The organism is Lysobacter spongiicola DSM 21749, assembly GCF_900167055.1.
Taxonomy (GTDB): domain Bacteria; phylum Pseudomonadota; class Gammaproteobacteria; order Xanthomonadales; family Xanthomonadaceae; genus Novilysobacter; species Novilysobacter spongiicola.
Map to the genome: position 1 here is coordinate 1 of NZ_FUXP01000020.1, position 20,876 is coordinate 20,876.

A 20,876-nucleotide genomic window follows, 5' to 3' on the forward strand; every position below is an offset into this window, starting at 1 on the left:
GGCCTGGGTGTGCGCTTCGAGCGTGTCCTGACCGACAACGGTGCCTGCTACAGATCGCGCAGCTTCCGCCGCCTGGTCCACCGGCTCGGCATGCGCCACCTGCGCACGCGCCCCTATACCCCGCGTACCAACGGCAAGGCCGAGCGGCTGGTCCAGACCTGCCTGCGCGAATGGGCCTACGCACGCTCCTATGCCAACTCCGAACAGCGCGCAGGCGCCCTCCCGGGCTGGCTGCACCACTACAACTGGCATCGGCTACACGCCAGTCTTGGCTACAAGCCGCCCATTACCCGCATCCCGCTGAACAACGTGCTGGGTTTACACATCTAGCGCCCGCCGGGACGTGGCGCTGGGTCGACGAATTGCAGCAGAGATACGTAGGCGCGCGCCGCATGGTGGGCATGCTCCCGGTGGGCACGCGTCCGGATGATCCGACGCCGCGGCTGAGCTTCTTCTGGAGCCTGCCGGTCGCGGAGCTGGACCGGGCGGCGGCCGACGAACATGCGTGGCGCGGCAGTGTCGGAGAGGTTTGGCCCGAGGCCATGGAGTGCCTGGCGGGCACCGCCGTGCCCGGAGGGCTGGCACAGGCCCGCTACCGCGACACCGTGCACTCGGCCTGGCATCGCGGCCGTGCGGTGTTGCTGGGTGATGCCGCACACGCCATGAGTCCGCAACTGGGACAGGGCGTCAACATGGCGCTGCTCGACGCCCGGGCATTGCGCGACGCGCTGCGCGCGCATGGATCGCTGGGCATGGCGCTGGAGCAATACGCGCGCGGACGCCGTTCGCACATCGGCATCTACCACTTCTGGAGCCGCTGGCTGACGCCGCTGTTCCAGTCCGAGCGGGACCGTCTCGCCCGGGTACGCGACCTGGTCTTCCACCCGATGTCGCGGGTCCCCGGGGGGCGTGGCCAGATGCTGCGCGTGCTCACCGGCACACGCCGGGGATGGCTGGGGACCATGCCGCTGCCAGACGCCTTCCTGGAGGCACTCGATGGCTGCCGCGCCCGCCAGGGGGCGCCTTCCGGCACGGTACAACTCGCCCCGGATCGGTGATCTACTCCTGCTTCGGGTCCACCTTCCTGCCTGACCCCTGGAGACGAACATGGAAAAGCCGTTGATCCCCGTTGCAGGCCTGATCCTCGCGATGTCGATTTCGTCCGCGCTGGCGCAGACGCCGCCGACCGCCGCGGACCGCATCGCCGACACCGAACTCATTTCCCGGGAAGCGCTGTTCGGCAACCCGGAGCGCGCGCTGGTGATGATCAGCCCCGATGGCAAGACGCTCAGCTGGATCGCGCCGGTCGATGGCGTGATGAATGTCTGGGTGGCGCCCGCCGATGACCCGTCGCAGGCGCGCGCGGTCACCGACGACGAAGCGCGTGGCATCCGCCGCTATTTCTGGTCCTACCTGCCCGACACCCTGCTGTACCTGCGCGACACCGGTGGAGACGAGGACTTCCACCTCTACAGCGTGAACATCGCGACCGGCGAGACGCGTGACCTCACCCCGTTCCCGAAGACCACCGCGCAGGTGGTCGGCGCGAGCCACGCGCAGCCGGGCACGATCCTGGTCGGCATGAACGACCGCGATCCCAAGTGGCACGACCTGTACAAGGTCGACCTGGCCACCGGCGAACGCACCCTGGTGGAGAAGAACGACGATGAGATCGGCGGCTACCTGGCCGACGACAGCTTCACCGTGCGCTACGCCACCCGCGCACGCCCCGATGGCGGCCAGGACATCCTGAAGCCGGACGGCGAGGGCGGTTGGGAGAAGTACTCTGACATTCCGTTCGAGGATTCGCTCACCACCTCGCCCGGCGGCCTGACCACCGACGGCCGGACGCTGTACATGCTCGATTCGCGCGGCCGCGATACCGCGGCGCTGTATGCGGTGGACGTGGAGAGCGGTGAACGCGAACTGGTGCGCGAGGACGCACGCGCCGACGTCGGCAACACCCTGGCGCATCCGCAAACGGGTGAAGTGCAGGCCGTCGCGGTCAACTACCTGCGCGAGGAGTGGGAGGCGGTCGATCCCTCGATCGCCGCGGACCTCGAGAAGCTGGAGGCGATCGGCCCGGGCGAGGTCGGCATCAACGCCCGCACCCATGACGACAGCACCTGGATCGTCACCTACTCCGCCGCCGAGACCCCGGTGGTCTATTACCGCTACGACCGCGCCAATGGTGGAAAGCTGACCAGACTGTTTTCGGCACGGCCGGAACTGGAAGGCAAGCCGCTGGTGCCGCAGTGGCCGCAGGAGATCACCTCGCGCGACGGCAAGACGCTGGTCAGCTACCTGACACTGCCCCGCAGCGCGGACACCGACAACGACGGCAAGGCCGACGCCGCGGTGCCGATGGTGCTCTTCGTGCACGGCGGCCCGTGGGCGCGCGACAGCTACGGCTACAGTCCGTATGCGCAATGGCTGGCCAACCGTGGCTATGCGGCGTTGTCGGTGAACTTCCGCGGCTCCACCGGCTTCGGCAAGGCGTTCACCAACGCCGGCAACGGCGAGTGGGCGGGCAAGATGCACGACGACCTGCTGGACGCGGTGGAGTGGGCGGTCGAGCAGGGCGTCACCACGGCCGACCAGGTGGCGATCATGGGCGGCAGCTACGGCGGTTACGCGACGCTTGCCGGCCTGACCTTCACCCCCGACGCCTTCGCCTGCGGCGTCGACATCGTCGGCCCCTCCAACCTCAATACGCTGCTCAGCACCGTGCCGCCGTACTGGGCCAGCTTCTACGAGCAACTGACCAAGCGCATGGGCGACCCGCGCACCGAGGAGGGCCGGCAGTGGCTGACCGAGCGCTCGCCGCTGACCCACGCCGAGCGCATCAGGAAGCCGCTGCTGATCGGACAGGGCGCGAACGATCCGCGCGTGAAGCAGGCCGAGTCCGACCAGATCGTCGATGCGATGACCGCCAACAACATCCCGGTGACCTACGTGCTGTTCCCGGACGAAGGCCATGGCTTTGCCCGGCCGGAGAACAGCAAGGCCTTCAACGCGGTGGCCGAAGGCTTCCTGAGCGCGTGCCTGGGTGGACGAGCGGAGCCGATCGCCGACGACTTCGAAGGTTCCAGCATCAGCGTGCCGACCGGTGCCAAAGAAGTGCCCGGCCTGGCGCAGGCGCTGGAAGGCCACGAGCAGGCGATCCGCAAGTAGGCAACCCCGGCGGCGGGCCGCGACGCCCGCCGCTTGGCTTTACGGCGAGGAGGTCGTCATGATCGAGCTGGTAATCGATGCGCGGCGCCGCAGCCTCGGCGGTTTCGAGGTGGGCCGGGTGCTGCCGTTCCACAAACGCCGCATGGTCGGCCCCTTCATCTTCTTCGACCACATGGGGCCGGTGGACCTGCCCGCCGGCATCCCGGACGACGTCGACGTGCGGCCGCATCCGCACATCGGCCTGTCGACGCTCACGTACCTGTTCGACGGCGAGATCATGCACCGCGACAGCGTCGGCTCGGTGCAGCCGATCGAGCCGGGCGAGGTCAACTGGATGACCGCCGGCAGCGGCATCACCCACTCCGAGCGCTTCGAACGCGCGCGTCGCGAAGGCGGAAGGCTCGACGGGATCCAGGCCTGGGTGGCATTGCCTGATGGCGAGGAGGAGTGCGAGCCGGCGTTCGACCACATCGGAAAAGATGGCCTGCCAAGCCTCCTGCAGGATGGCGCCGAGGGGCACCTGATTGCGGGTGCGGCATTCGGAGAAGCCTCGTCGGTACCGGTGCGCTCGCCCCTGTTCTACATCCACTGGACGATGGCCGCGGGCGCCCGCGTGGCGATGCCGGCGGACTATCCCGAGCGGGCCGCCTATGTTGCACGCGGCGTGGTGGAGGTGGATGGGCGCGAGTTCACCACCGGCCAGATGATCGTGTTCGCGGCCGGAACGTCAGCCGTGATTGCCGCGAAGGCACCCTCGCTGGTGATGGCCCTCGGCGGCGAGCCGATCGGCCCGCGCTTCATCGACTGGAACTTCGTCTCCTCCAGCAAGGAGCGCATCGAGCAGGCAAAGGCCGACTGGCGCGCGCAGCGCATGAAGCTCCCCGACTTCGACGACCGCGAATTCATCCCGCTGCCACCCGATCCCAAGGCGCCCCCGAACCCGATGTCGTGAGGCCGCGGCAGCACCAACATGCCCACGGAGGGACAATGCTCGACAAGGAACAAGCACGAAAGGCAATCCTGGCGTTGCTACTGGTGGCGGCCAGCGGCTGCAGCACCATGGGCCGGGTGGAATCCCCGGTGACCTGGAGCGACAGCTACGGCATGGATTCCGTACCTGCGCCGGATGCGGAAGACTGGACGCGGTGGATGGCGCAGCCATGGCAGGTCGACGGTGAGCCGCGGGTTTCGATTGTGCTGGATGATGATGGCAACGAAGTCGAGGTGCGGTCGTGCGAGGAGCTGTTCCGCGCTGATGAACGCGGCTGGACCGGTAGCTATCTCGATGGGCGGATCCAGCGCGCCTGGGCTTCCACCTGTTACGGGGCGCGTGCCATCGCCGGCGCCGTCCCTGCCGCGCGTTCCCATCTGGAGGGCTTCGTTCTGGACGAGTCGTCCGTGCGGGCGCTGCCGGTCCTGCTCGGCACGATCATCAGCGGCGACAATGAGCGGACGGTGCGGCAACTGCATGCGGCGGTTGGCACTCTGGGGGACTACATCGGAGAGGCCGTGGTCGTCACGCGCCCCGATGGAGGGGCAACGATCGAGAACGACTGGGGCGGCAGGCAAGGCCTGACGATCAAGGCGCGCGGTGACTTCAACCACGACGGCGTCGCCGACCTGCTGCTGTCCACTTCGAGTTGGATCCCGGGCGCGAGCCACTGGTCCCATGGCCTGTGGATCATCACCCGCGACGCACCCGGCGCACCGCTGCGGGTGGTCGAGGAAATCCCGGTGATGGGCCTCCTGTAGGAGCGGCTTCAGCCGCGACCATGGATCCGGCGCAGGCTCAAAAACATCCGATCGCGACTGTAGGAGCGACGTCAGTCGCGACCGCAGCCCGGCCGGAGTTGCGCGGTCGCGACTCAGGTCGCTCCTACGGGTACACACGGTCTGGGCGATCATGGGGTGTGCGCCGGAGGCCGTGATGCTGGATGTCGAAGACCTGTACAAGAGTTACCCGACCCCGCAGGGGCCGCTGCCCGTGCTGCAGGGCGTGGATCTGCGGCTGGAGCGTGGTGGCAGCCTCGCCCTGATGGGCGAATCCGGCAGCGGCAAGAGCACGCTGCTGCACCTGGTGGCGGGGCTGGACGGCGTCGACCGCGGGCGCATCCATGCCGATGGCAAGGCGCTGCATGCGATGGGCGAGCGCGAGCTGGCCGAGTGGCGCCGCTGCGGGATCGGGCTGATCTTCCAGCAGTTCAACCTGGTCGGCAGCCTGACGGTCGCCGACAACCTGGCGTTCCAGGCGCGCCTGGCCGGCCGGCATGATGCCGGATGGCAGGCACGACTGGTGGAGCAGCTCGGGTTGGGCGAGCTGTTGCACCGCTATCCCGAACAGCTTTCCGGGGGCCAGCAGCAGCGCGTGGCACTGGGCCGTGCGCTGGCGGCGCGGCCGGCGCTGGTGCTGGCCGACGAGCCCACCGGCAACCTCGACGAGGCCACCGCCGAACAGGTGCTGCAGTTGTTGCTGGAGTTGGTGGCGGGCAGCGGCAGCACGCTGTTGATGGTCACCCACAGCCCGCAGGTCGCGGCGCGGCTGCAGCGCACCGTGGTGCTGCGGAAGGGGCGGGTGCATCCGGGGGTGGAAGCATCGGCATGAGCATCGTGCGCTGGACGCTGCGTGCCCTGCTGAGCCATTGGCGGCGGCACCCGGTGCAGTTCTTCAGCCTGTTCACCGGACTGTGGCTGGCGACCGCACTGCTGACTGGCGTGCAGGCAATCAACGGGCAGGCACGCGAGAGCTACGCGCGCGCGAATGACCTGATCGGCGGAACGCCGCACGCGAACCTGCAGCCGGTGGATGGACAGCCATTGCCGCAGGAAGCTTTCACCCAGTTGCGGCGGCAGGGGTGGCCGGTATCGCCGGTGCTGGAAGGCACGGTGCAACTCGCCGATGGCAGCGGGCGCCTGCGGGTGATGGGCATCGAGCCGTTGAGCCTGCCGCCTGGCAGCAGGATGGCCGGTGCGCCCGCGCAGCCGGGCGGGCTGATCGACTTCATCGGTCCCCCCGGCCAGGGATGGATTGCGGGAGAGACGATGCAGGCCCTGGATCTGACTGAAGGCGCGACGCAGCCGCTGGCCAACGGCGAAGCGCTGCCGCCGCTGCATGCGCGCGGGGGCATGGCGCCCGGCGTGCTGATGGTCGACATCGGCGTCGCCCAGCGCCTGCTGCAGACGCCTGGCGAGATCAGCCGGCTGGTGGTGCCGGCCGCGGTGCAGAGCACGCTGCCGCCGCCATGGGATACACGGCTGCGACGCGACGACGGCGCCGACACCGGCCTCGACGGCCTCACCGACAGCTTCCACCTCAACCTCACCGCGCTGGGACTGCTGGCATTCGCAGTGGGGCTGTTCATCGTGCACGCGGCGATCGGCCTGGCACTGGAGCAGCGCCGCCCGCTGCTCCGCACTTTGCGCGCGAGCGGCGTCGGCGTGCGTGAGCTGTTGTTGGCCCTGGTCATCGAGCTCGGCGTGCTGGCGCTGCTGGGCGGGACCGCCGGCGTGGCGAGTGGTTACCTGCTCGCCAGCCTGCTGTTGCCGGATGTCGCCGCAAGCTTGCGCGGCCTGTACGGCGCCGAGATCGGCGGGCAACTGACGCTCAGCCCGGCGTGGTGGCTCAGCGGGCTTGGCCTGGCGCTGGTGGGCGCGCTGCTTGCCGGCGCCAGCAGTCTCTGGCGCGCGGCCCGGCTACCGCTGCTCGCCGTCGCCGGCGGCGAGGCCTGGATGCAGGCGCACCGGCTCTGGCTGCGGCGGCAGGGCATCGTCGCCGCGATCGCCGCAGTGGTCGCACTGGTGGCGTGGCAGTGGGGCGACAGCCTGGTCAGCGGCTTCGTCATGCTCGGCGGCATGCTGCTTGCCGCGGCGCTCGGACTGCCACTGCTGCTGAGTGGCATGTTGCGATTGATCCCGACCACCGGCCGCTCACCACTCGCCGGGTGGTTCATCGCGGACGCACGCCAGCAGTTGCCGGCACTGAGCCTGGCTTTGATGGCGCTGCTGCTGGCATTGGCTGCCAATGTCGGCGCCGGCAGCATGACCGAGGGCTTCCGCCATACCTTCACCGCCTGGCTGGACCAGCGGCTGGCGGCAGAGCTGTACATACGGCCCAACGACGACGCACAGGCGCGCGCGCTGCAGGAGTGGCTGCCGCGCCAGACCGAGGTGGAACACCACGTGGTGGTGCGGGGACTGGATATCGAAGTCGACGGTTATCCGGTCGAGCTTTCGGGCATCACCGACGACTCGCTCTACCGCGAGCACTGGCCGTTGCTGGAATCAGTGGACGAGCCATGGGATGCGTTGTTCGACGGAAGCGCCGTGATGTTGAGCGAACAACTGGCGCGCCGGCTCGACGTACGGGCCGGCGATGCCATCACGTTGCCCACGAGCGGTTCCAATTGGCAGCCGAGGGTCGCGGCGATCTACGCGGACTACGGCAACCCGCGCGGGCACGTACTCGTGGCCAACCAGGAACTGCTCCGCCATTGGCCCGGGGCGCCGGTGGACAGCTTCGCGGTACGTGTCGCACCCGATGACGCCGAAGCACTGGCGTCGCGGCTGCAGGAGGAATTCGACCTCGGCAGCGACCGCGTGGTCGACCAGGCGCGCCTGAAGGGCTGGGCCAGGCAGGTGTTCGAGCGCACCTTCAGTGCCACCGCCGCGCTCAACAGCCTGACCCTGGGCGTGGCCGGGGTGGCCCTCTTCATCGCGTTGCTGACCCAGGGGCAGGGCCGTCTCGGGCAACTCGCGCCGCTGTGGGCGACCGGTGTCAGCCGCGCTCGGTTGATGCAGCTCAACGCGGCGCAGGCCTGGCTGTTGTCCGCCCTGACCCTGTTGCTCGCGCTGCCGCTGGGCATCCTGCTGGCATGGGCACTGGTGGCGGTGATCAACGTGCAGGCCTTCGGCTGGCGCCTGCCGTTGCAGGTGTTCCCTGGACAGTTGCTGCAGCTGGCGGGCTGGGCGATGGCGGCGACCGCGTTGGCTTCGGCTTGGCCGCTGTGGAAGCTCTGGCGCAGCCGCCCGGTCGATCTGCTGAGGGCGTTTTCCGATGAGCGCTAGGTTCCTGCTTCCGTGGTTGCTGCTCGCCCTGCTGGCGGGGTGCGGCGAACGGGCCTCCGCGCCGACGGAAGGCTTCGCCGGTCTCGGCCGAGAGAGCAAAGGTTTTGCGCAGGTGGTTCCGGGCAAAACGTTCGAGTTCCCGGACGACCATGGCGCCCACACCGGATTCCGCATCGAGTGGTGGTACGTCACCGCCAACCTGCGCGACGCGCAAGGCAATCACTACGGCGTGCAATGGACGCTGTTCCGCAACGCGCTGCGTCCGCGGGCCGACGGGCCGGGCTGGGGCAACGGCAACCTGTGGATGGGCCACGCCGGCATGACCACCGAGGACCGGCACTGGTCGGCGCAGTTGATGGCGCGCGGCGGCGTGGGGCAGGCGGGCGTGGTGGCGGAACCCTTCGAAGCGTGGATCGACGACTGGTCGCTGGCCGGTGATCCCGCAGGCACGCTGGTGGCCCGGGCGAACGGCGAGGGCTTCGGCTATCGGCTGAAGCTGGAGGCCGAAGGTCCATTGGTGCTGCAGGGCGAGCAGGGCTTCAGCCGCAAGTCCGGCGGCGGACAGGCTTCCTACTACTACAGCCAACCGTTCTTCCGGGCCGAAGGCGTGTTGGACATCGAAGGCCGCGAAGTTGAAGTCAGCGGCACCGCGTGGATGGACCGGGAGTGGAGCAGCCAGCCGGTCGCGGCCGACCAGGTGGGGTGGGACTGGTTCTCCCTGCACCTGGACGACGGCCGCCGGTTGATGCTGTTCCGGGTGCGCCACGCCGACGGCGGCTTCTACCTCAGCGGCAACTGGATCGGCGCTGATGGCGGTACCCGGCCGCTGCGCGAAGGCGACGTCGAACTCCGGCCGCTTTCCAGCACCCGCGTGGCCGGCCGGAAGGTGCCGACGCGCTGGTCACTGGCCATCCTCGACGACGGCCTTCAGGTGGAGGTCGGCGCCATCAACCCCGACGCCTGGATGGATCTGGATACCGCGTATTGGGAAGGGCCTGTAAGGGTCACCGGCAGCCACGCCGGCATCGGCTACCTGGAGATGACCGGCTACTGAGGCCAGCTGCCGTACGGCTGGCGATTACGCTCCCGGTTGCTGGCAGCGGTAGTGCCCGCGGTAGCCGACCTCAAGGCCTTCATCGAGGATCAATTGGCCGTCGGCCTCCGATGAAGTGCCGCCGCTCGCCGCCTCCGCAGGCCTGTCGATGACCAGCTCGATGCCGTCGGCCGCCAGCGTCAACGCACCATCCGGTGCCGGGGCGGAAGAGGCCAGCTCCACCAGCATCCCGTGCAGCTTCAGCACGCCGCGGCCTGCGCCGTTCCGGTCCACGCGCATCGCGGCCACGGGGCCGGATTCGGCGGAGTAGTGGAAACCGCAATAGGTGTCGCCGCCCAGGACCTTGGTGATCTCCGCTTCCTGCAGTTCTTCCAGGTCGATGGTGGCGATGGTGGCACTGTGGATGGCCTCGGCGGCGGGTACGACCCGCGGCTGGGTCGACGGTTCGTGCAGGGCGTCGACCTCGCCGGCACCGGATTCGATGTGGGCGACGAGGTACTTCATCTCCGCGATCTCGCGCCGTTGGGCCGCGACGATCTCGTCGGCCAGCTTGCGCACGCGCGGATCGCTGATCTGCGCGCGGGTGCTGGTCATGATCGCGATCGAATGGTGCGGGATCATCGCCTCCATGTATTCGCTGTCATCGATGGTGGCCTGGCTGCGCACCAGCCACAGCGACAGCGCGAACACCGCGATGCTGCCGACGAAGATCGCGATGTTCACCGCGCGCTTCTTGTACATGGACAGCATGAAGGCGAGCATGATGAAGGCCATCGTCGCGCCCATCATCAAGGCCATCCACGCACGGGTCTCGCTCCAGTGCACGTGGTCGAGCACGTAGGTGTTGAGGTACATCAGCACGAACATCACCAGCGTGGACGTGGCGATCATCGCGGCGAAGCGCCAGTAGGACATCTTCATGGTCGTGCCTCCCCGTGCGGCTCTTGTCCGTGGTGCCCCGCTCCGGAATCGCCTCCGCCGTGCGAGTGGGCGGTGCCGTAGGCGTCGTACTGTTCCTGCGTCATGCCGGGCAACCGGGTCACGAAGCTGGCGATGTTCCAGAGCGTGGCGTCGTCATGGTCCTCGCCGAACGACGGCATGCCGGTGAACTTCAGGCCGTTACTGGCGATCCAGAACACCTCGCCGGTCTCCCATTCCGCCGCCGCTTCGGTGAGGTGGGGTGGGCGCGGCAACATGCCCCGGCTCCAGCCGGCCGGCTCGGTGCCGGGGCCACCGTGGCAGTGCTCGCACATCGCCTTGTACTCGCGTGCGCCTGCTGCAATCTCCTGCGGCCCGGGGGCCTGGTCCGGATCGTCCGGTGCCCGGGCCTGGACCGAGCTGCGCATGGTGCTGTCGGTCAGCCAACGCGCACCGGATGTGTGTCCGCTGCTCGCGCCGATGTCGTAGATGCCGCCATAGGCGACCAGCAGCGCGATGAGGAACAAGGCGACGAGCGTCGCCACCACGCCCCCGACCAGCCCGGTCAGCAGCCGTTTCCGTGCGGTGTCCATAGCGTCTCCCGATGAGCCAAGACGCGGCCACCCTACGCCCGGGGCCGTGGACGGGACATCACGGGCCCGCTGCCACTGGCACGGCCGCATCCGGGACGTTGGCCGTTGAGATCCGGCCTCCAACCCCCATCACAGCCTTTCCCACCGCCCCTTCCGCAGGTGACCGCCATGCCGCAATACAGGAAAGACCCCGACGCCATCGCCCGGCTCGACCCGGAGCAGTTCCGGGTGACCCAGCAGAGCGGTACCGAAGCCCCCGGCACCGGCGAGTACCTGGGCAACAAGGAGCCGGGGATCTACGTCGACGTGGTGTCCGGGGAGCCGTTGTTTGCTTCGTCGGACAAATACGAGTCCGGGTGCGGCTGGCCCAGCTTCACCAAGCCGATCGAACCCGCGCACGTCAGCGAGCTGCGCGATACCTCACACGGGATGGTCCGTATCGAGGTGCGCTCCACCCACGGCGACAGCCACCTGGGCCATGTGTTTCCGGATGGGCCCCCGGACCGCGGCGGGCTGCGCTACTGCATCAACTCGGCATCGCTCCGCTTCATCCATCGTGACGAGATGGAAGCGCAGGGCTATGGCGCCTACCTGGACCAGGTGGAGGACGTACGATGACCACCGAGCGTGCGGTGCTGGCGGGCGGTTGCTTCTGGGGCATGCAGGACCTGATCCGCAAGCAGGAGGGCGTGGTCTCCACCCGCGTCGGCTATACCGGCGGCGAGGTGCCGAACGCGACCTATCGCAACCATGGCAACCACGCCGAGGCGATCGAGATCATCTTCGATCCCGAGCGGACCAGCTATCGGCGGATGCTGGAGTTCTTCTTCCAGATCCACGACCCGACCACGCGCGACCGCCAGGGCAACGACGTCGGCGCGTCATACCGTTCGGCGATTTTTTACGTGTCCGATGAGCAACGGCGGATCGCCGAGGACACCATTGCCGATGTCGAGGCCTCCGGGCTGTGGCCGGGCAAGGTGGTCACCGAAGTCGCACCCGCCGGGGATTTCTGGGAGGCCGAGCCGGAGCACCAGGATTACCTCGAGCGCTATCCGCAGGGCTACACCTGCCACTTCATCCGGCCGGACTGGGTGCTGCCGCGGCGACACGCGGGCGAGTAGAACCGGACTGCCGGAGGCAGCCGTACTTCAGTCGCGCTGCCCCAGGGCGGCGAGCACGGCTTCGGTGTCGACCACGGTGCCGAACTCCGCGTGCAGGGTGGCAAGGTGGGCGCGATGGATCTCCCGCGCTGGCACCCGCGTGCCATCCGCGTCCACCAGGTCGAAACAGGCGGCGGCATCACCGACCACGATGGTGCGGTAGCCGAGGTTCGACGCCACCCGCGCGCTGGTGGAGACGCACATGTCGGTGGTCATGCCGAACAGCACCACCTGTTGCACGCCGAGCCGGCGCAGCCGCAGGTCCAGGTCGGTGCCGATGAAGGCGGCGTTGACCGACTTGGTAACCAGTGGCTCGTCGCCCCGGGGTTCGAAACCGGGTCGCAGGGGGTGGCCCGGCTGCCCGGGGCGGAACGGCGAACCCGGCTGCACCGAATCGTGCCGGACGTGGATGAGTGGCAGCTCGGCCGATTGGCTGGCACGGCGCCACGCAGCCAGCAGCCGCAAACCGTTGGGTTCCATGGCTGGATTGCTGCTGGCGGCCATGTCGAAGGCACGCTGCACATCGATCGGGATGAGGGCGGTCGGGACGTCGAGGGCGATGGTCATGGCGGTGGGCGGGAACGGGTGGCGGGGGCGCCACGATGCGGCCATGCGCGCGCCGGTCACAACCCGGCACAATGACGGCCACGCCATCGCATCGCAGGTTCCCTGGACCCTTGAAGCCCCTCGACGCCATCGACCGCAAGCTGATCGCGCTGCTGCAGGACAACGCACGCCTGTCCACCGTGGCGCTTGCGCGCGCAGTCGGACTGTCGCGCAGCAGTGTGCAGGAACGCCTGCAGCGGCTGGAGAAGGGCGGGGTGATCTCGCAGTACACGGTGCGGCTCGGCAGCGGCGGCGATCCGCTGCAGGCGTGGCTGTTCCTGCGCTACGCGGAAGGTTTCAGCTGCGACGACGTGATGCCGCTGCTGGTGGCCTTGCCGGCGGTGAGGGCATGCCACAGCGTCGCCGGGGAGATCGACATGCTGGTGCTGGTGCAGGCCGACACGCCGGCGATGCTGTCGGAAGTGCGCGAACAGGTCGCGGCGTTCAAGGGCATCGACGACGTCACCACCATTCCGGTGCTGCGGGTGATGCTCGACCGCGGGTGAGCCGGGATGCGCCGGTTGGCTCCGGCGCCCGGCTTCGAGCAGGCGTGCCCGACGAGCGTGGCGACGGTCAGCGCTTGGCTGTGGTGTCCTCGGCCTGGTCGCGGGCGAGGAACTGGTGCATCAGGCTCTGCTGGTGTTCCAGCAGCCACGCGGCCATCGCCTCTTCCTCCGGGAGGATGTCTCGGCACAGCTGCACGGTTGCGGTGTCGCCGGCGGCCTCGGCGGCGAACATCAGGTTGCGGTAGCTGGCGATCTCCATGTGCTCGAAGGCGTAGCTGATGCCCAGGCCCTTCACCACTTCGTCGCTCATCATGGCGTTGCCGCCGGCATGCATGGCTGCCATCACGTTGGCCATCATGTCCTTGGCTGCGGACGGGCTGCTGTCGAGCGCCTTCAGGCGCGCCTCGATGCGTTGGGCCTGGCCGCGGGTTTCCTCGATGTGGCGATCGATGCGCTGCTTGAGGTCCGGGTAGTGCTCGATGCGGGACGACATCGCCTTCAGCATCGTCTCGGCCTCGGTTTCCATCGTGTGCGCATCGCGCAGCCACTGGATGATCCGTTCGGTGGGGGTCTTCGACATCGTGTCGCTCCTTCTATCCGGTGGTTGGAAAGAGGAGGGCGCGATCTTGGCCGCGCCCTCCGTGGAGTTACTGTGCAGGCGGGGTGCCTTCAGTCGGATCCTGGTATTCCGGATCCAGTCGCTCCTGGTCCAGCTCGTCGTTGCCCAGTGCGTCATCCTCGGGGACGAGCGCCGGGTCACGCGTCATCGGATCGCCATACGGATCGCCCGCGTCGCCCATGGTGGTGGTGTCGTCGACAGGATCATTGGTGAGCGGATCGTCGACGCCGATGCGATCGCGGTCCGCACCGAGGGTGTCGGTGGCCGCGGTGGTGTCGGGCACGTCGGTGGTGGTGTCGGCGGTCTCGACGTTGTTGTCGCAGGCGGCCAGTGCCAGGGTGCCCAGCAGGGCCAGGGACAGGGTGGAGATGCGGGTACGGTTCATGGCTGTACTCCTCTGGTTCGGCCTCTCGAGGGGGCGGGCCGGACGGGAGCATCCCATCGGCCTTCGAGGCTCGCGGCGAGGTTCGCAGCGAAGTCGTTAAACCGGTGGCACGTGGCCGTGAATCAATCGCGCCCCGTCAACTTCTGGGGGCGCAGGGTCGGAAACAGTTCAGTTTTCGCAGTCGGGTCCACGTACATCCTCATGTGCGCTGACGCACAGATGGAAGTCCTGCAGGCCCGTGATCTGTTGTTGGCTGCCGACCGCCAGTGCGAACTCCCTGAGCGGCGACGGATCGCAGGCGGAGGCGTTTCCAGCCGGGTCGCAGGTGTCGGAGTAAACCGCGTAATAGCAGTGGCCACTTTCGCTGCCACGGCATTCGAAACGGGCCACGCCATCGCGCGCGGTCGACATGCTGTAAAGCGTGTCACTGCCGTCGACGATGGTCCGGGTGAGGTGGACGTTGGTCGCCGTGGAGCAGCCGAACAGCGACAGGACGAAGTAGAACAGGGCACTGAGTTTCATGGAACCTCCGGTACGGGGCGGCCAGTGCATGGCCGATTCCTACATGTGCTTGAACAACGTCATGAACGGGGCGCTGACGGCCAGCGTCTCTGGGCGCGACTTGAGGCGCACAGTGCCGCGGCCGCTGTCATCGCGCACCACCCCCGCCACCGCCTTCAGGTTGACGATGGTAGAGCGGTGGATCTGCTTGAACGTGCAGGCGTCCAGCACCGTCAGCAGCTCCTTGATCGGCGTGCGCAGCAGCGCCTCGCCTTCGGCGGTGACCACGGTCGTGTACTTGTTGTCGGCGCGGAAATAGGCGACGTCGTCGACCAGGATCAGGCGCGTTTCGCGGCCGGCACTCGCGGTGATCCAGGTCAGCGGTTCGGGGGCATCGCCCTTCAGGGCGGCGGGGCCAAGCCGCTCCAGCAGTGCCGCCAGCGCCGCGGCGTCGTTGCTCCCGCCCCGGGCCTGCAGGCGTTGCACGGTCGCCATCAGGCGGTCGGGCTTGATGGGCTTGAGCAGGTAGTCGACCGCGCCGCGCTCGAAGGCATCGATGGCGTACTGGTCATAGGCGGTGACGAAGACGATGCGCGTGCCCGGGCTGGCCTGCGCTGCGCCCGCGGCGACTTCCAGGCCGGTCAGGCCGGGCATGCGGATGTCGAGGAAGGCCACTTCGGGCTGGTGCTCGGCCAGGGCCTCCAGCGCGCTGGCGCCGTCTTCGCACTCGGCCACGATCCGCAGCTTGGGCCAGGCCCGCGAGAGCTGGTCCACCAGGGCCTGGCGCAGCAGCGGCTCGTCCTCGGCAATGACGCAGGTGGCGGTCGGCTCAGACATGGGCCGGCTCCATACGGTCGGTGGGAGGCACCGAGATGGTCGCGGCGACGCCGGTCGGGAAGTTCGCGATCACTGAAAGCGACGCGTTGCCGGCGTAGACCAGCCGCAGGCGCTCGCGCACGTTCTTCAGGCCGATGCCGGTGCCACTGGTGCGGGTGTTGAAGCCGTCGCCGTCATCGGCCACGGTCACCGCGACCACGCCGTCGGTCAGCCGTGCGCGGATCCACACCGTGCCGCCGCTGGTGCGCGGCTCCAGGCCATGCTTGATCGCGTTCTCCACCAGCGTCTGCAACATCATCGGCGGCAGCGGGGTATCGCGCAGGTTCTCCGGCACGTCCACCTGGACGGACAGGCGCGGGCCCATGCGGATCTTGAGGATCTCGAGGTAGGCAATGGCGCGTTCCAGCTCGGCACCGAGGGTGGAGGTTTCCTCCTCGGTGCGTGGCAGCGAATGGCGCAGGTACTGGATCAGGTGGCCGAGCATCTCGTCGGCGCGGGCCGGATCGCTGCGGGTCAGCAACTGCGCGCTGGCGAGCGTGTTGTAGAGGAAGTGCGGCTCGACCTGTGCGTGCAGCAGGCTCAGCTTGGCGACGGTGAGCTCCTTCTCCGTCTCGGTCTGGGCGGCGGCGGCGCGCTCGCCACGGCGATGGGCGGCGACGCGCCGGGTAATCGCACGGGTGATGGCTTCGGCGTTCTCGAAGTTGGTGCCGTCGTCGACCAGGAACCAGTCGCTCCATGCCGGGGACTCGGGCTCGCAGATCAGCGTGACGCTGCCGCTGTCATGCCCGGGCGTCACCGTGGCGCTGATCTGGTTGCGCGGGATGCCGAACCACAGCAGCGGATTCCAGCGCCCCAGCGGATGCTCGCCGTAGGTACGCGGCCGCTCCACCTTGGCCCGCACCTGCAGGCTGTCGCGGGCGCTCTCGACCTGCTCGACGCCGGGCAGTTCGCGGATGGCGGCATCGACCAGGTCGAATGCCTCGCCCGCTTCCAGCGGAATCTCCACCTGCCGGCGCTGCCGGTTGGCCAGCGTGGCCTTGTCGATTCGCCCGGCGACCAGGCGGACCCGGCCGAGGTGGGAAATCGCCCCGGCCACCACCAGCGCCATCACCAGCATGCCGCCCAGCACGATCGGCCATTCCAGGCGGCCCAGCAGCGGCAACTCGGACCAGAGGGCGCCGAATATGAAGATCGCCAGCAACCAGGCCGCCGCGAGGCGCAGGACGAAAAAGGTGCTCTTGATCATGGGATCCACCGGCGGTTCGATTGCGGTGGAGCATAGCCAGCCCGATGGCCCCGGGGAGGGGGTGGTGCGACGGGCGAGGGAATACGCCGACGAAACGGGGCGGAGCGCGAATCAGCCGTTTGCCCGGACGGGCATGCAAAAGAAAACCCCGCCAGAGCGGGGCTTTCAAGGGATCCGGGATGGGATCAGTAACCCAACGCTTCCGCGATGAGGCCGGTGGCGGCCTCGATCAGCAGGTAGCGGTCATCCACCGGCTTTACCCAACGATGTCCCGGCGGCGGGGGCGGCAGGCGGTACGCACGATAGTCCTCGACGTAGTAGACCGGCTCCAGGTACTCCATCGGGATGCGGTCACCGCGCTTCCAGGCCTGCTTCTGCCAGCCCAGGTGGCGGCCGTTGTCGTGGCGGCCCTGCGGCTTGGGCGCGTTGCCCGGGTGGTGGGCATGCGCCTGGGCGGCCGCGGGGTGGCCGTGACCCTTGTTCTTGCCCTGTCCTTTCCCGTTGTCCCCGGCGATAACCGGGGCGGAGGCCATGGCGAGCAGGACCAGCGATGTTGAGAGCGTTCGGATAAGCATGGGTAGCTCCTTCAGGGTGGTCGACTTCGCGAGGTTAGCTGGGGCCGGATGAACAGGATGCCCAGTTGCGGTGAACGGGTGACAACAGTTCAGCCGCGCTGCCGGGCTTCTGTCGTCCAGATATCAGTCGTTTGCGGGGTGCTAAGTGATACCGCCCCGGTTGTGAAGCATTTACCGGGGGCTGCAGCTCCGGTCCGGTGAGGGCGGAGCGGCTATGCTGTTGGCAGGGCAGGGGAATTCGCCGATTGACGGGCGGACGTCGTGCCGACGAAGATTGAATACCGCCCCGTTTCGGGGATCTACTAAGTGTTAGCCCGCAGGAGCAACTATCGTGCACTTCTTCTATCTTGACGAATCAGGCGATACGGGCGCGAACCTTGCTGACCCAAACCAGCCGATCTTCGTAATCGGTGGCGTAAGTGTGCGGGACGAGGGGTAATCCCCCCACCCGTTAGCAGACGCCAGAAGTGGAATTTTCTCGTACTCTGAACCGAGGAGGTTCCATGAGGAAGTCCCGCTTCACCGACAGCCAGATCATTGCCGTGCTCAAGCAGGCGGAGGTCGGGACGCCGGTGCCGGAGCTGTGTCGCGAGCACGGCATCAGTTCGGCAACGTTCTACAAGTGGCGCAGCCGGTTCGGCGGCATGGATGCGTCGCTGATGTCCCAGCTCAAGGAGCTGCAGGACGAGAACCGGCGACTGAAGAAGATGTATGCCGACGCGCAGCTCAGCGCCGACCTGCTGAAGGAGGCGTTGGGAAAAAAATGGTGAGGCCATCTCAACGCCGGGAGATGGCCCGAGGGGCGGTGGAAGGCGGACGCACGAGCATCCGGCATGCGTGCCGGACGTTCGAGGTCAGCGAGACCTGCTACCGCTACCAGGCGAAAGCGTGCGAAGACAACTCGCGGATCGCGGACTGGCTGGTGCGGCTGACGACGGCGTATCGCGACTGGGGGTTCGGGCTGTGCTTCCTGCACCTGCGCAACGTCAAGGGCTTCGGCTGGAACCACAAGCGCGTCTACCGGATCTACCGGGAGCTGGAGTTGAACCTGCGGATCAAGCCGAGAAAGCGCCTGGTGCGCGCGCGTCCCGAGCCGTTGGCGGTGCCCGACGCGATCAACGAGGTCTGGTCGATGGACTTCATGCACGACCAGCTCAGCGACGGCCGCAGCTTCCGCCTGTTCAACGTGCTGGACGACTTCAACCGCGAAGGGCTGGCAATCGAGGTCGACCTGTCGCTGCCGTCGGCGCGGGTGATCCGGGCGCTGGAGCAGGTCATCGAATGGCGAGGCAGGCCAAAGGTGATCCGCTGCGACAACGGCCCCGAGTACATCAGTGGCGCCTTGCTGGGCTGGGCGGAGCGACGGGGAATCCGGGTCGAGCACATCCAGCCGGGCAAGCCGCAGCAGAACGCCTATGTCGAACGCTACAACCGCACCGTGCGTTATGCCTGGCTTGCACGGACGCTGTTCGACTCGATCGAGCAGGTGCAGGACACCGCCACCCGCTGGCTATGGACGTACAACCACGAGCGCCCGAACATGGCACTCGGCGGCATCACCCCGATGCAGAAACTGGCACTCGCTGCCTAGCTCCACTTCTGCGGTCCGCTAAAAGCGGGGGGATTACCGAGGGATGGAACACGACGCAGGAACACCTAGCTCAGATAATCTCCAACTACTTCGGTGGTAATGTCCCTGATGGCTTCGAGCTGCACTCGAAAGAGCTACTTTGCCCAAACGGGGCAGGCCCATTCGTAGGCCATGACATGCAGCCCCGTTGTGAGCTCGCTCTCAGCTTGCTTGGCTTGCTTGCAGAACGCGCGCATGGAGTTCATTACCTTGCCATTGATAAGCGATCGCTGGCCGCAGCCAATCATGACGCACCAGTTCCCTACGGATCGGACCAACCCTACCCCATTGGCTTCGACTACTTAATCACCTACATCAACTGGTATGTCCGTAACCGACTAGGAGTTTCAGCCCGTGGCATGGTGATTCTTGACCAGAAGGACCAACATCACGGTCTTATTGAGCAGCTAATGCATGAGCGCCGCTTCGGCGGAGCAGTAGCTCACCGTGTTAAGTGGGTAGTGGAATTCAGCTACTCCGTGGACTCTCAAAAGAACCCAATGGTTCAGTTGTCGGATCTTGTAATCTACTGCACTAAGCGGTTCATTGAGATTGAGAGAGGGCACAGAAATGCTTGGTCGCAAGATGCCAAGAACTTTCATGCAAGGTGCTACTCAATTATCCGCGACCGAGTAGCTCGCGCCGCAATCGTTGAGCGTAATGGGCGCCACATGGATCGCCTGAATAGCTTCATATCGTCCGTAAGAGCAGAGCCAAGAGCCCAGTGGCGCAGACACTATGACCTGGCTGCGGGCTAACAATTCGTTCAAGCCGAACTTGCTTCGCTACACCAACAACGCGGCAGGTAAAGCTTGCCACGTTGTCGGCTACGCTACGCAAGTCGGCTTAACTCAGGTGTTAGGCGGCACTGCTCAAGCTGTTCTGCGGCCACCTCTTCGGGCAGAGGCATCTGGGCTGGAAGCGCGACTCGCGCTCGTCCAACGCTAGCTCCGGCGGGTCTCCTTCGGCAACCACGTCGCGCCGGGGGGCCGTCGCTCCGGCAGGTCGGCTCAATCATTGCGGAGCCATCTTCGGCTACATGTCGCCGTGGCGTTTCCGGGTAAGGCGCCGGTCCGCCTGGGCTGGTACTGTTTCGGCGGGTGGCGGAGCTGTGGGGTGTGGTGTTGGCGGGTCTGCCGGCATCCAAGGCAGCATCGCCTAACTGGTCATTCAAGCCGAACCCACTTCGTCTTAGTTGCAGGCATGTTCGCTGCTGGGGCTTCGGTTCAACTCCCGGCTCATGCGTTGTGGGTCGGCTTAATTCCGGTGTTAGGCGGCTGCTGCTGGAAAGTTCTGCCACGCTCGCTTCTTCGGGCAATGGCGTCGCTGCTGGCGGCGTGACTCGTGCTCATCCGACGCTGGCTCCGGCTGGTCTCCTTCGGCAACCACGTCGTGCCAGGCGGTCTCGTTGCTCCGGCTGTTCGGCTCAATCATTTCGGAGCCATCTTCGGCCGCATGTCGCCGTGGGGTTTCCGGGTAAGGCATCGGTCCGCCTGGGCTGGTACTGTTTCGGCGGGTGGCCGAGCTGTGGGGTGTGGTGTTGGCGGGTCTGCCGGCATCCAAGGCAGCATCGCCTAACAGGTCATTCAAGCCGAACCCACTTCGTCCCATTTGCAGGCATGTTCGCTGCTGGAGCTTTGGTTCAACTTCCGGCTCACGCGTTGTGGGTCGGCTTAATTCCGGTGTTAGGCCGCAGGTTGTAGAGCGTCACCTCGGTTTGTTGTTCGGCGTTCGAGCGTCATGGTTTCTTACGCATTCGTGTCATCGCTTCGGACGCATGCCAGCGCGTGTCGTCCGCAACTTCTGCCGCGAAGGCTTCGTGCATCGCGCCGGCACCTCCTGGTGTCCGGTGAACAGCACCGGCTCCCGGTTTTCGGGCTGCTTCCTGCTGGTCTCACGGTGCTTCGGGCATGGCTTCGTCGAGCGTCCGGTGGGCATCTTCGCGGGTGCCACTGAGGCATTTGGCAAGCAGCCTCCGGGTGAGTACGCTGCGCCTAACGATTCGTTC

At 67.1% G+C, this 20,876-nt stretch carries 22 protein-coding genes and 1 pseudogene; 14 read left to right on the top strand and 9 right to left on the bottom strand.

Features of this window, described 5'->3' with window-relative positions:
- From B5D37_RS14205 to B5D37_RS14240, 8 genes and pseudogenes are all read left to right on the top strand, one after another.
- A partial coding sequence (locus tag B5D37_RS14205) for an integrase core domain-containing protein (protein ID WP_143814289.1) occupies positions 1-330 on the top strand: 330 nt, incomplete at its 5' end.
- Positions 327-1,058 (top strand): annotated as a pseudogene (locus tag B5D37_RS14210) (FAD-dependent oxidoreductase); the annotation flags it as partial. The gene B5D37_RS14205 and the pseudogene B5D37_RS14210, both read left to right, overlap by 4 nt.
- Positions 1,059-1,107: 49 nt before the next feature.
- Positions 1,108-3,174 (top strand): S9 family peptidase, encoded by a 2,067-nt coding sequence (locus tag B5D37_RS14215; RefSeq protein WP_078759397.1) that lies wholly within the window; start codon positions 1,108-1,110, stop codon positions 3,172-3,174.
- 58 nt (positions 3,175-3,232) lie between these two features.
- The gene (locus B5D37_RS14220; RefSeq protein WP_078759398.1) at positions 3,233-4,126 is read left to right on the top strand and encodes a pirin family protein; all 894 of its coding nucleotides are present in this window, start codon (positions 3,233-3,235) and stop codon (positions 4,124-4,126) included.
- Positions 4,127-4,161: 35 nt separating this feature from the next.
- On the top strand, positions 4,162-4,926 hold the full coding sequence (locus tag B5D37_RS14225; protein WP_078759399.1) for a hypothetical protein: 765 nt from the start codon (positions 4,162-4,164) through the stop codon (positions 4,924-4,926).
- A 175-nt stretch (positions 4,927-5,101) separates the two neighbouring features.
- Positions 5,102-5,776, top strand: a complete 675-nt coding sequence (locus tag B5D37_RS14230) for an ABC transporter ATP-binding protein (protein ID WP_078759400.1) — start codon at positions 5,102-5,104, stop codon at positions 5,774-5,776.
- Positions 5,773-8,235, top strand: a complete 2,463-nt coding sequence (locus tag B5D37_RS14235; RefSeq protein WP_078759401.1) for an FtsX-like permease family protein — start codon at positions 5,773-5,775, stop codon at positions 8,233-8,235. The genes B5D37_RS14230 and B5D37_RS14235 overlap by 4 nt, the downstream gene beginning before the upstream one ends.
- Positions 8,225-9,289, top strand: a complete 1,065-nt coding sequence (locus B5D37_RS14240) for a lipocalin-like domain-containing protein (RefSeq protein ID WP_078759402.1) — start codon at positions 8,225-8,227, stop codon at positions 9,287-9,289. Before B5D37_RS14235 ends, B5D37_RS14240 begins: the two co-directional genes overlap by 11 nt.
- A 24-nt stretch (positions 9,290-9,313) precedes the next feature.
- Here the strand turns inward: B5D37_RS14240 and B5D37_RS14245 are convergent, their stop codons facing one another.
- Together B5D37_RS14245 and B5D37_RS14250 are read right to left on the bottom strand one after the other, a co-directional pair.
- The gene (locus B5D37_RS14245; RefSeq protein WP_200809261.1) at positions 9,314-10,210 is read right to left on the bottom strand and encodes a DUF305 domain-containing protein; all 897 of its coding nucleotides are present in this window, start codon (positions 10,208-10,210) and stop codon (positions 9,314-9,316) included.
- Positions 10,207-10,800, bottom strand: coding sequence for a c-type cytochrome (locus B5D37_RS14250; protein ID WP_078759404.1), 594 nt, complete (start codon positions 10,798-10,800; stop codon positions 10,207-10,209). The genes B5D37_RS14245 and B5D37_RS14250 overlap by 4 nt, the downstream gene beginning before the upstream one ends.
- 168 nt (positions 10,801-10,968) lie before the next feature.
- Here B5D37_RS14250 and msrB point away from each other — a divergent pair, with 168 nt between their 5' ends.
- On the top strand, positions 10,969-11,418 hold the full coding sequence (gene msrB, locus B5D37_RS14255) for a peptide-methionine (R)-S-oxide reductase MsrB (RefSeq protein ID WP_078759405.1): 450 nt from the start codon (positions 10,969-10,971) through the stop codon (positions 11,416-11,418).
- The gene (gene msrA / locus B5D37_RS14260; RefSeq protein ID WP_078759406.1) at positions 11,415-11,924 is read left to right on the top strand and encodes a peptide-methionine (S)-S-oxide reductase MsrA; all 510 of its coding nucleotides are present in this window, start codon (positions 11,415-11,417) and stop codon (positions 11,922-11,924) included. Before msrB ends, msrA begins: the two co-directional genes overlap by 4 nt.
- A 27-nt stretch (positions 11,925-11,951) precedes the next feature.
- On the opposite strand, the gene B5D37_RS14265 is transcribed toward msrA, so the two are convergent.
- Positions 11,952-12,575: a cysteine hydrolase family protein gene (locus B5D37_RS14265; RefSeq protein WP_200809262.1), complete on the bottom strand. Its 624-nt coding sequence runs from the start codon at positions 12,573-12,575 to the stop codon at positions 11,952-11,954.
- 65 nt (positions 12,576-12,640) lie between these two features.
- Here B5D37_RS14265 and B5D37_RS14270 point away from each other — a divergent pair, with 65 nt between their 5' ends.
- On the top strand, positions 12,641-13,075 hold the full coding sequence (locus tag B5D37_RS14270; RefSeq protein ID WP_159447418.1) for an Lrp/AsnC family transcriptional regulator: 435 nt from the start codon (positions 12,641-12,643) through the stop codon (positions 13,073-13,075).
- Between the two features lie 67 nt (positions 13,076-13,142).
- Here B5D37_RS14270 and B5D37_RS14275 read toward each other — a convergent pair whose 3' ends face one another.
- From B5D37_RS14275 to B5D37_RS14300, 6 genes are all read right to left on the bottom strand, one after another.
- A complete protein-coding gene (locus B5D37_RS14275) occupies positions 13,143-13,655 on the bottom strand; it encodes a ferritin-like domain-containing protein (RefSeq protein WP_078759409.1) in 513 nt (170 codons plus the stop codon).
- 67 nt (positions 13,656-13,722) lie between these two features.
- A complete protein-coding gene (locus tag B5D37_RS14280; protein ID WP_078759410.1) occupies positions 13,723-14,079 on the bottom strand; it encodes a hypothetical protein in 357 nt (118 codons plus the stop codon).
- A 168-nt stretch (positions 14,080-14,247) separates the two neighbouring features.
- Positions 14,248-14,601: a hypothetical protein gene (locus tag B5D37_RS14285; RefSeq protein WP_078759411.1), complete on the bottom strand. Its 354-nt coding sequence runs from the start codon at positions 14,599-14,601 to the stop codon at positions 14,248-14,250.
- Between the two features lie 39 nt (positions 14,602-14,640).
- Positions 14,641-15,417, bottom strand: a complete 777-nt coding sequence (locus tag B5D37_RS14290; RefSeq protein ID WP_078759412.1) for a LytR/AlgR family response regulator transcription factor — start codon at positions 15,415-15,417, stop codon at positions 14,641-14,643.
- Positions 15,410-16,663, bottom strand: coding sequence for a sensor histidine kinase (locus B5D37_RS14295; protein ID WP_078759413.1), 1,254 nt, complete (start codon positions 16,661-16,663; stop codon positions 15,410-15,412). Before B5D37_RS14295 ends, B5D37_RS14290 begins: the two co-directional genes overlap by 8 nt.
- Positions 16,664-16,848: 185 nt before the next feature.
- Positions 16,849-17,238, bottom strand: coding sequence for an RcnB family protein (locus B5D37_RS14300; protein WP_078759414.1), 390 nt, complete (start codon positions 17,236-17,238; stop codon positions 16,849-16,851).
- 331 nt (positions 17,239-17,569) lie between these two features.
- Between B5D37_RS14300 and B5D37_RS15295 the strand changes: the two genes are divergently transcribed.
- From B5D37_RS15295 to B5D37_RS15300, 3 genes are all read left to right on the top strand, one after another.
- Positions 17,570-17,677: a DUF3800 domain-containing protein gene (locus B5D37_RS15295; RefSeq protein WP_143814354.1), complete on the top strand. Its 108-nt coding sequence runs from the start codon at positions 17,570-17,572 to the stop codon at positions 17,675-17,677.
- Positions 17,678-17,741: 64 nt separating this feature from the next.
- Positions 17,742-18,829, top strand: a protein-coding gene (locus tag B5D37_RS14310) for an IS3 family transposase (RefSeq protein WP_234987920.1) whose coding sequence is annotated in 2 segments (ribosomal slippage) — positions 17,742-17,994 and positions 17,994-18,829 — 1,089 coding nt in all. Because the reading frame shifts where the segments join, the coding sequence is not laid out codon by codon here.
- Positions 18,751-19,626 carry a DUF3800 domain-containing protein gene (locus tag B5D37_RS15300; protein ID WP_143814355.1) on the top strand — a complete coding sequence of 292 codons (876 nt, stop codon included), beginning with the start codon at positions 18,751-18,753 and terminating at the stop codon, positions 19,624-19,626. Before B5D37_RS14310 ends, B5D37_RS15300 begins: the two co-directional genes overlap by 79 nt.
- The last annotated feature ends 1,250 nt before the right edge of the window (positions 19,627-20,876 follow it).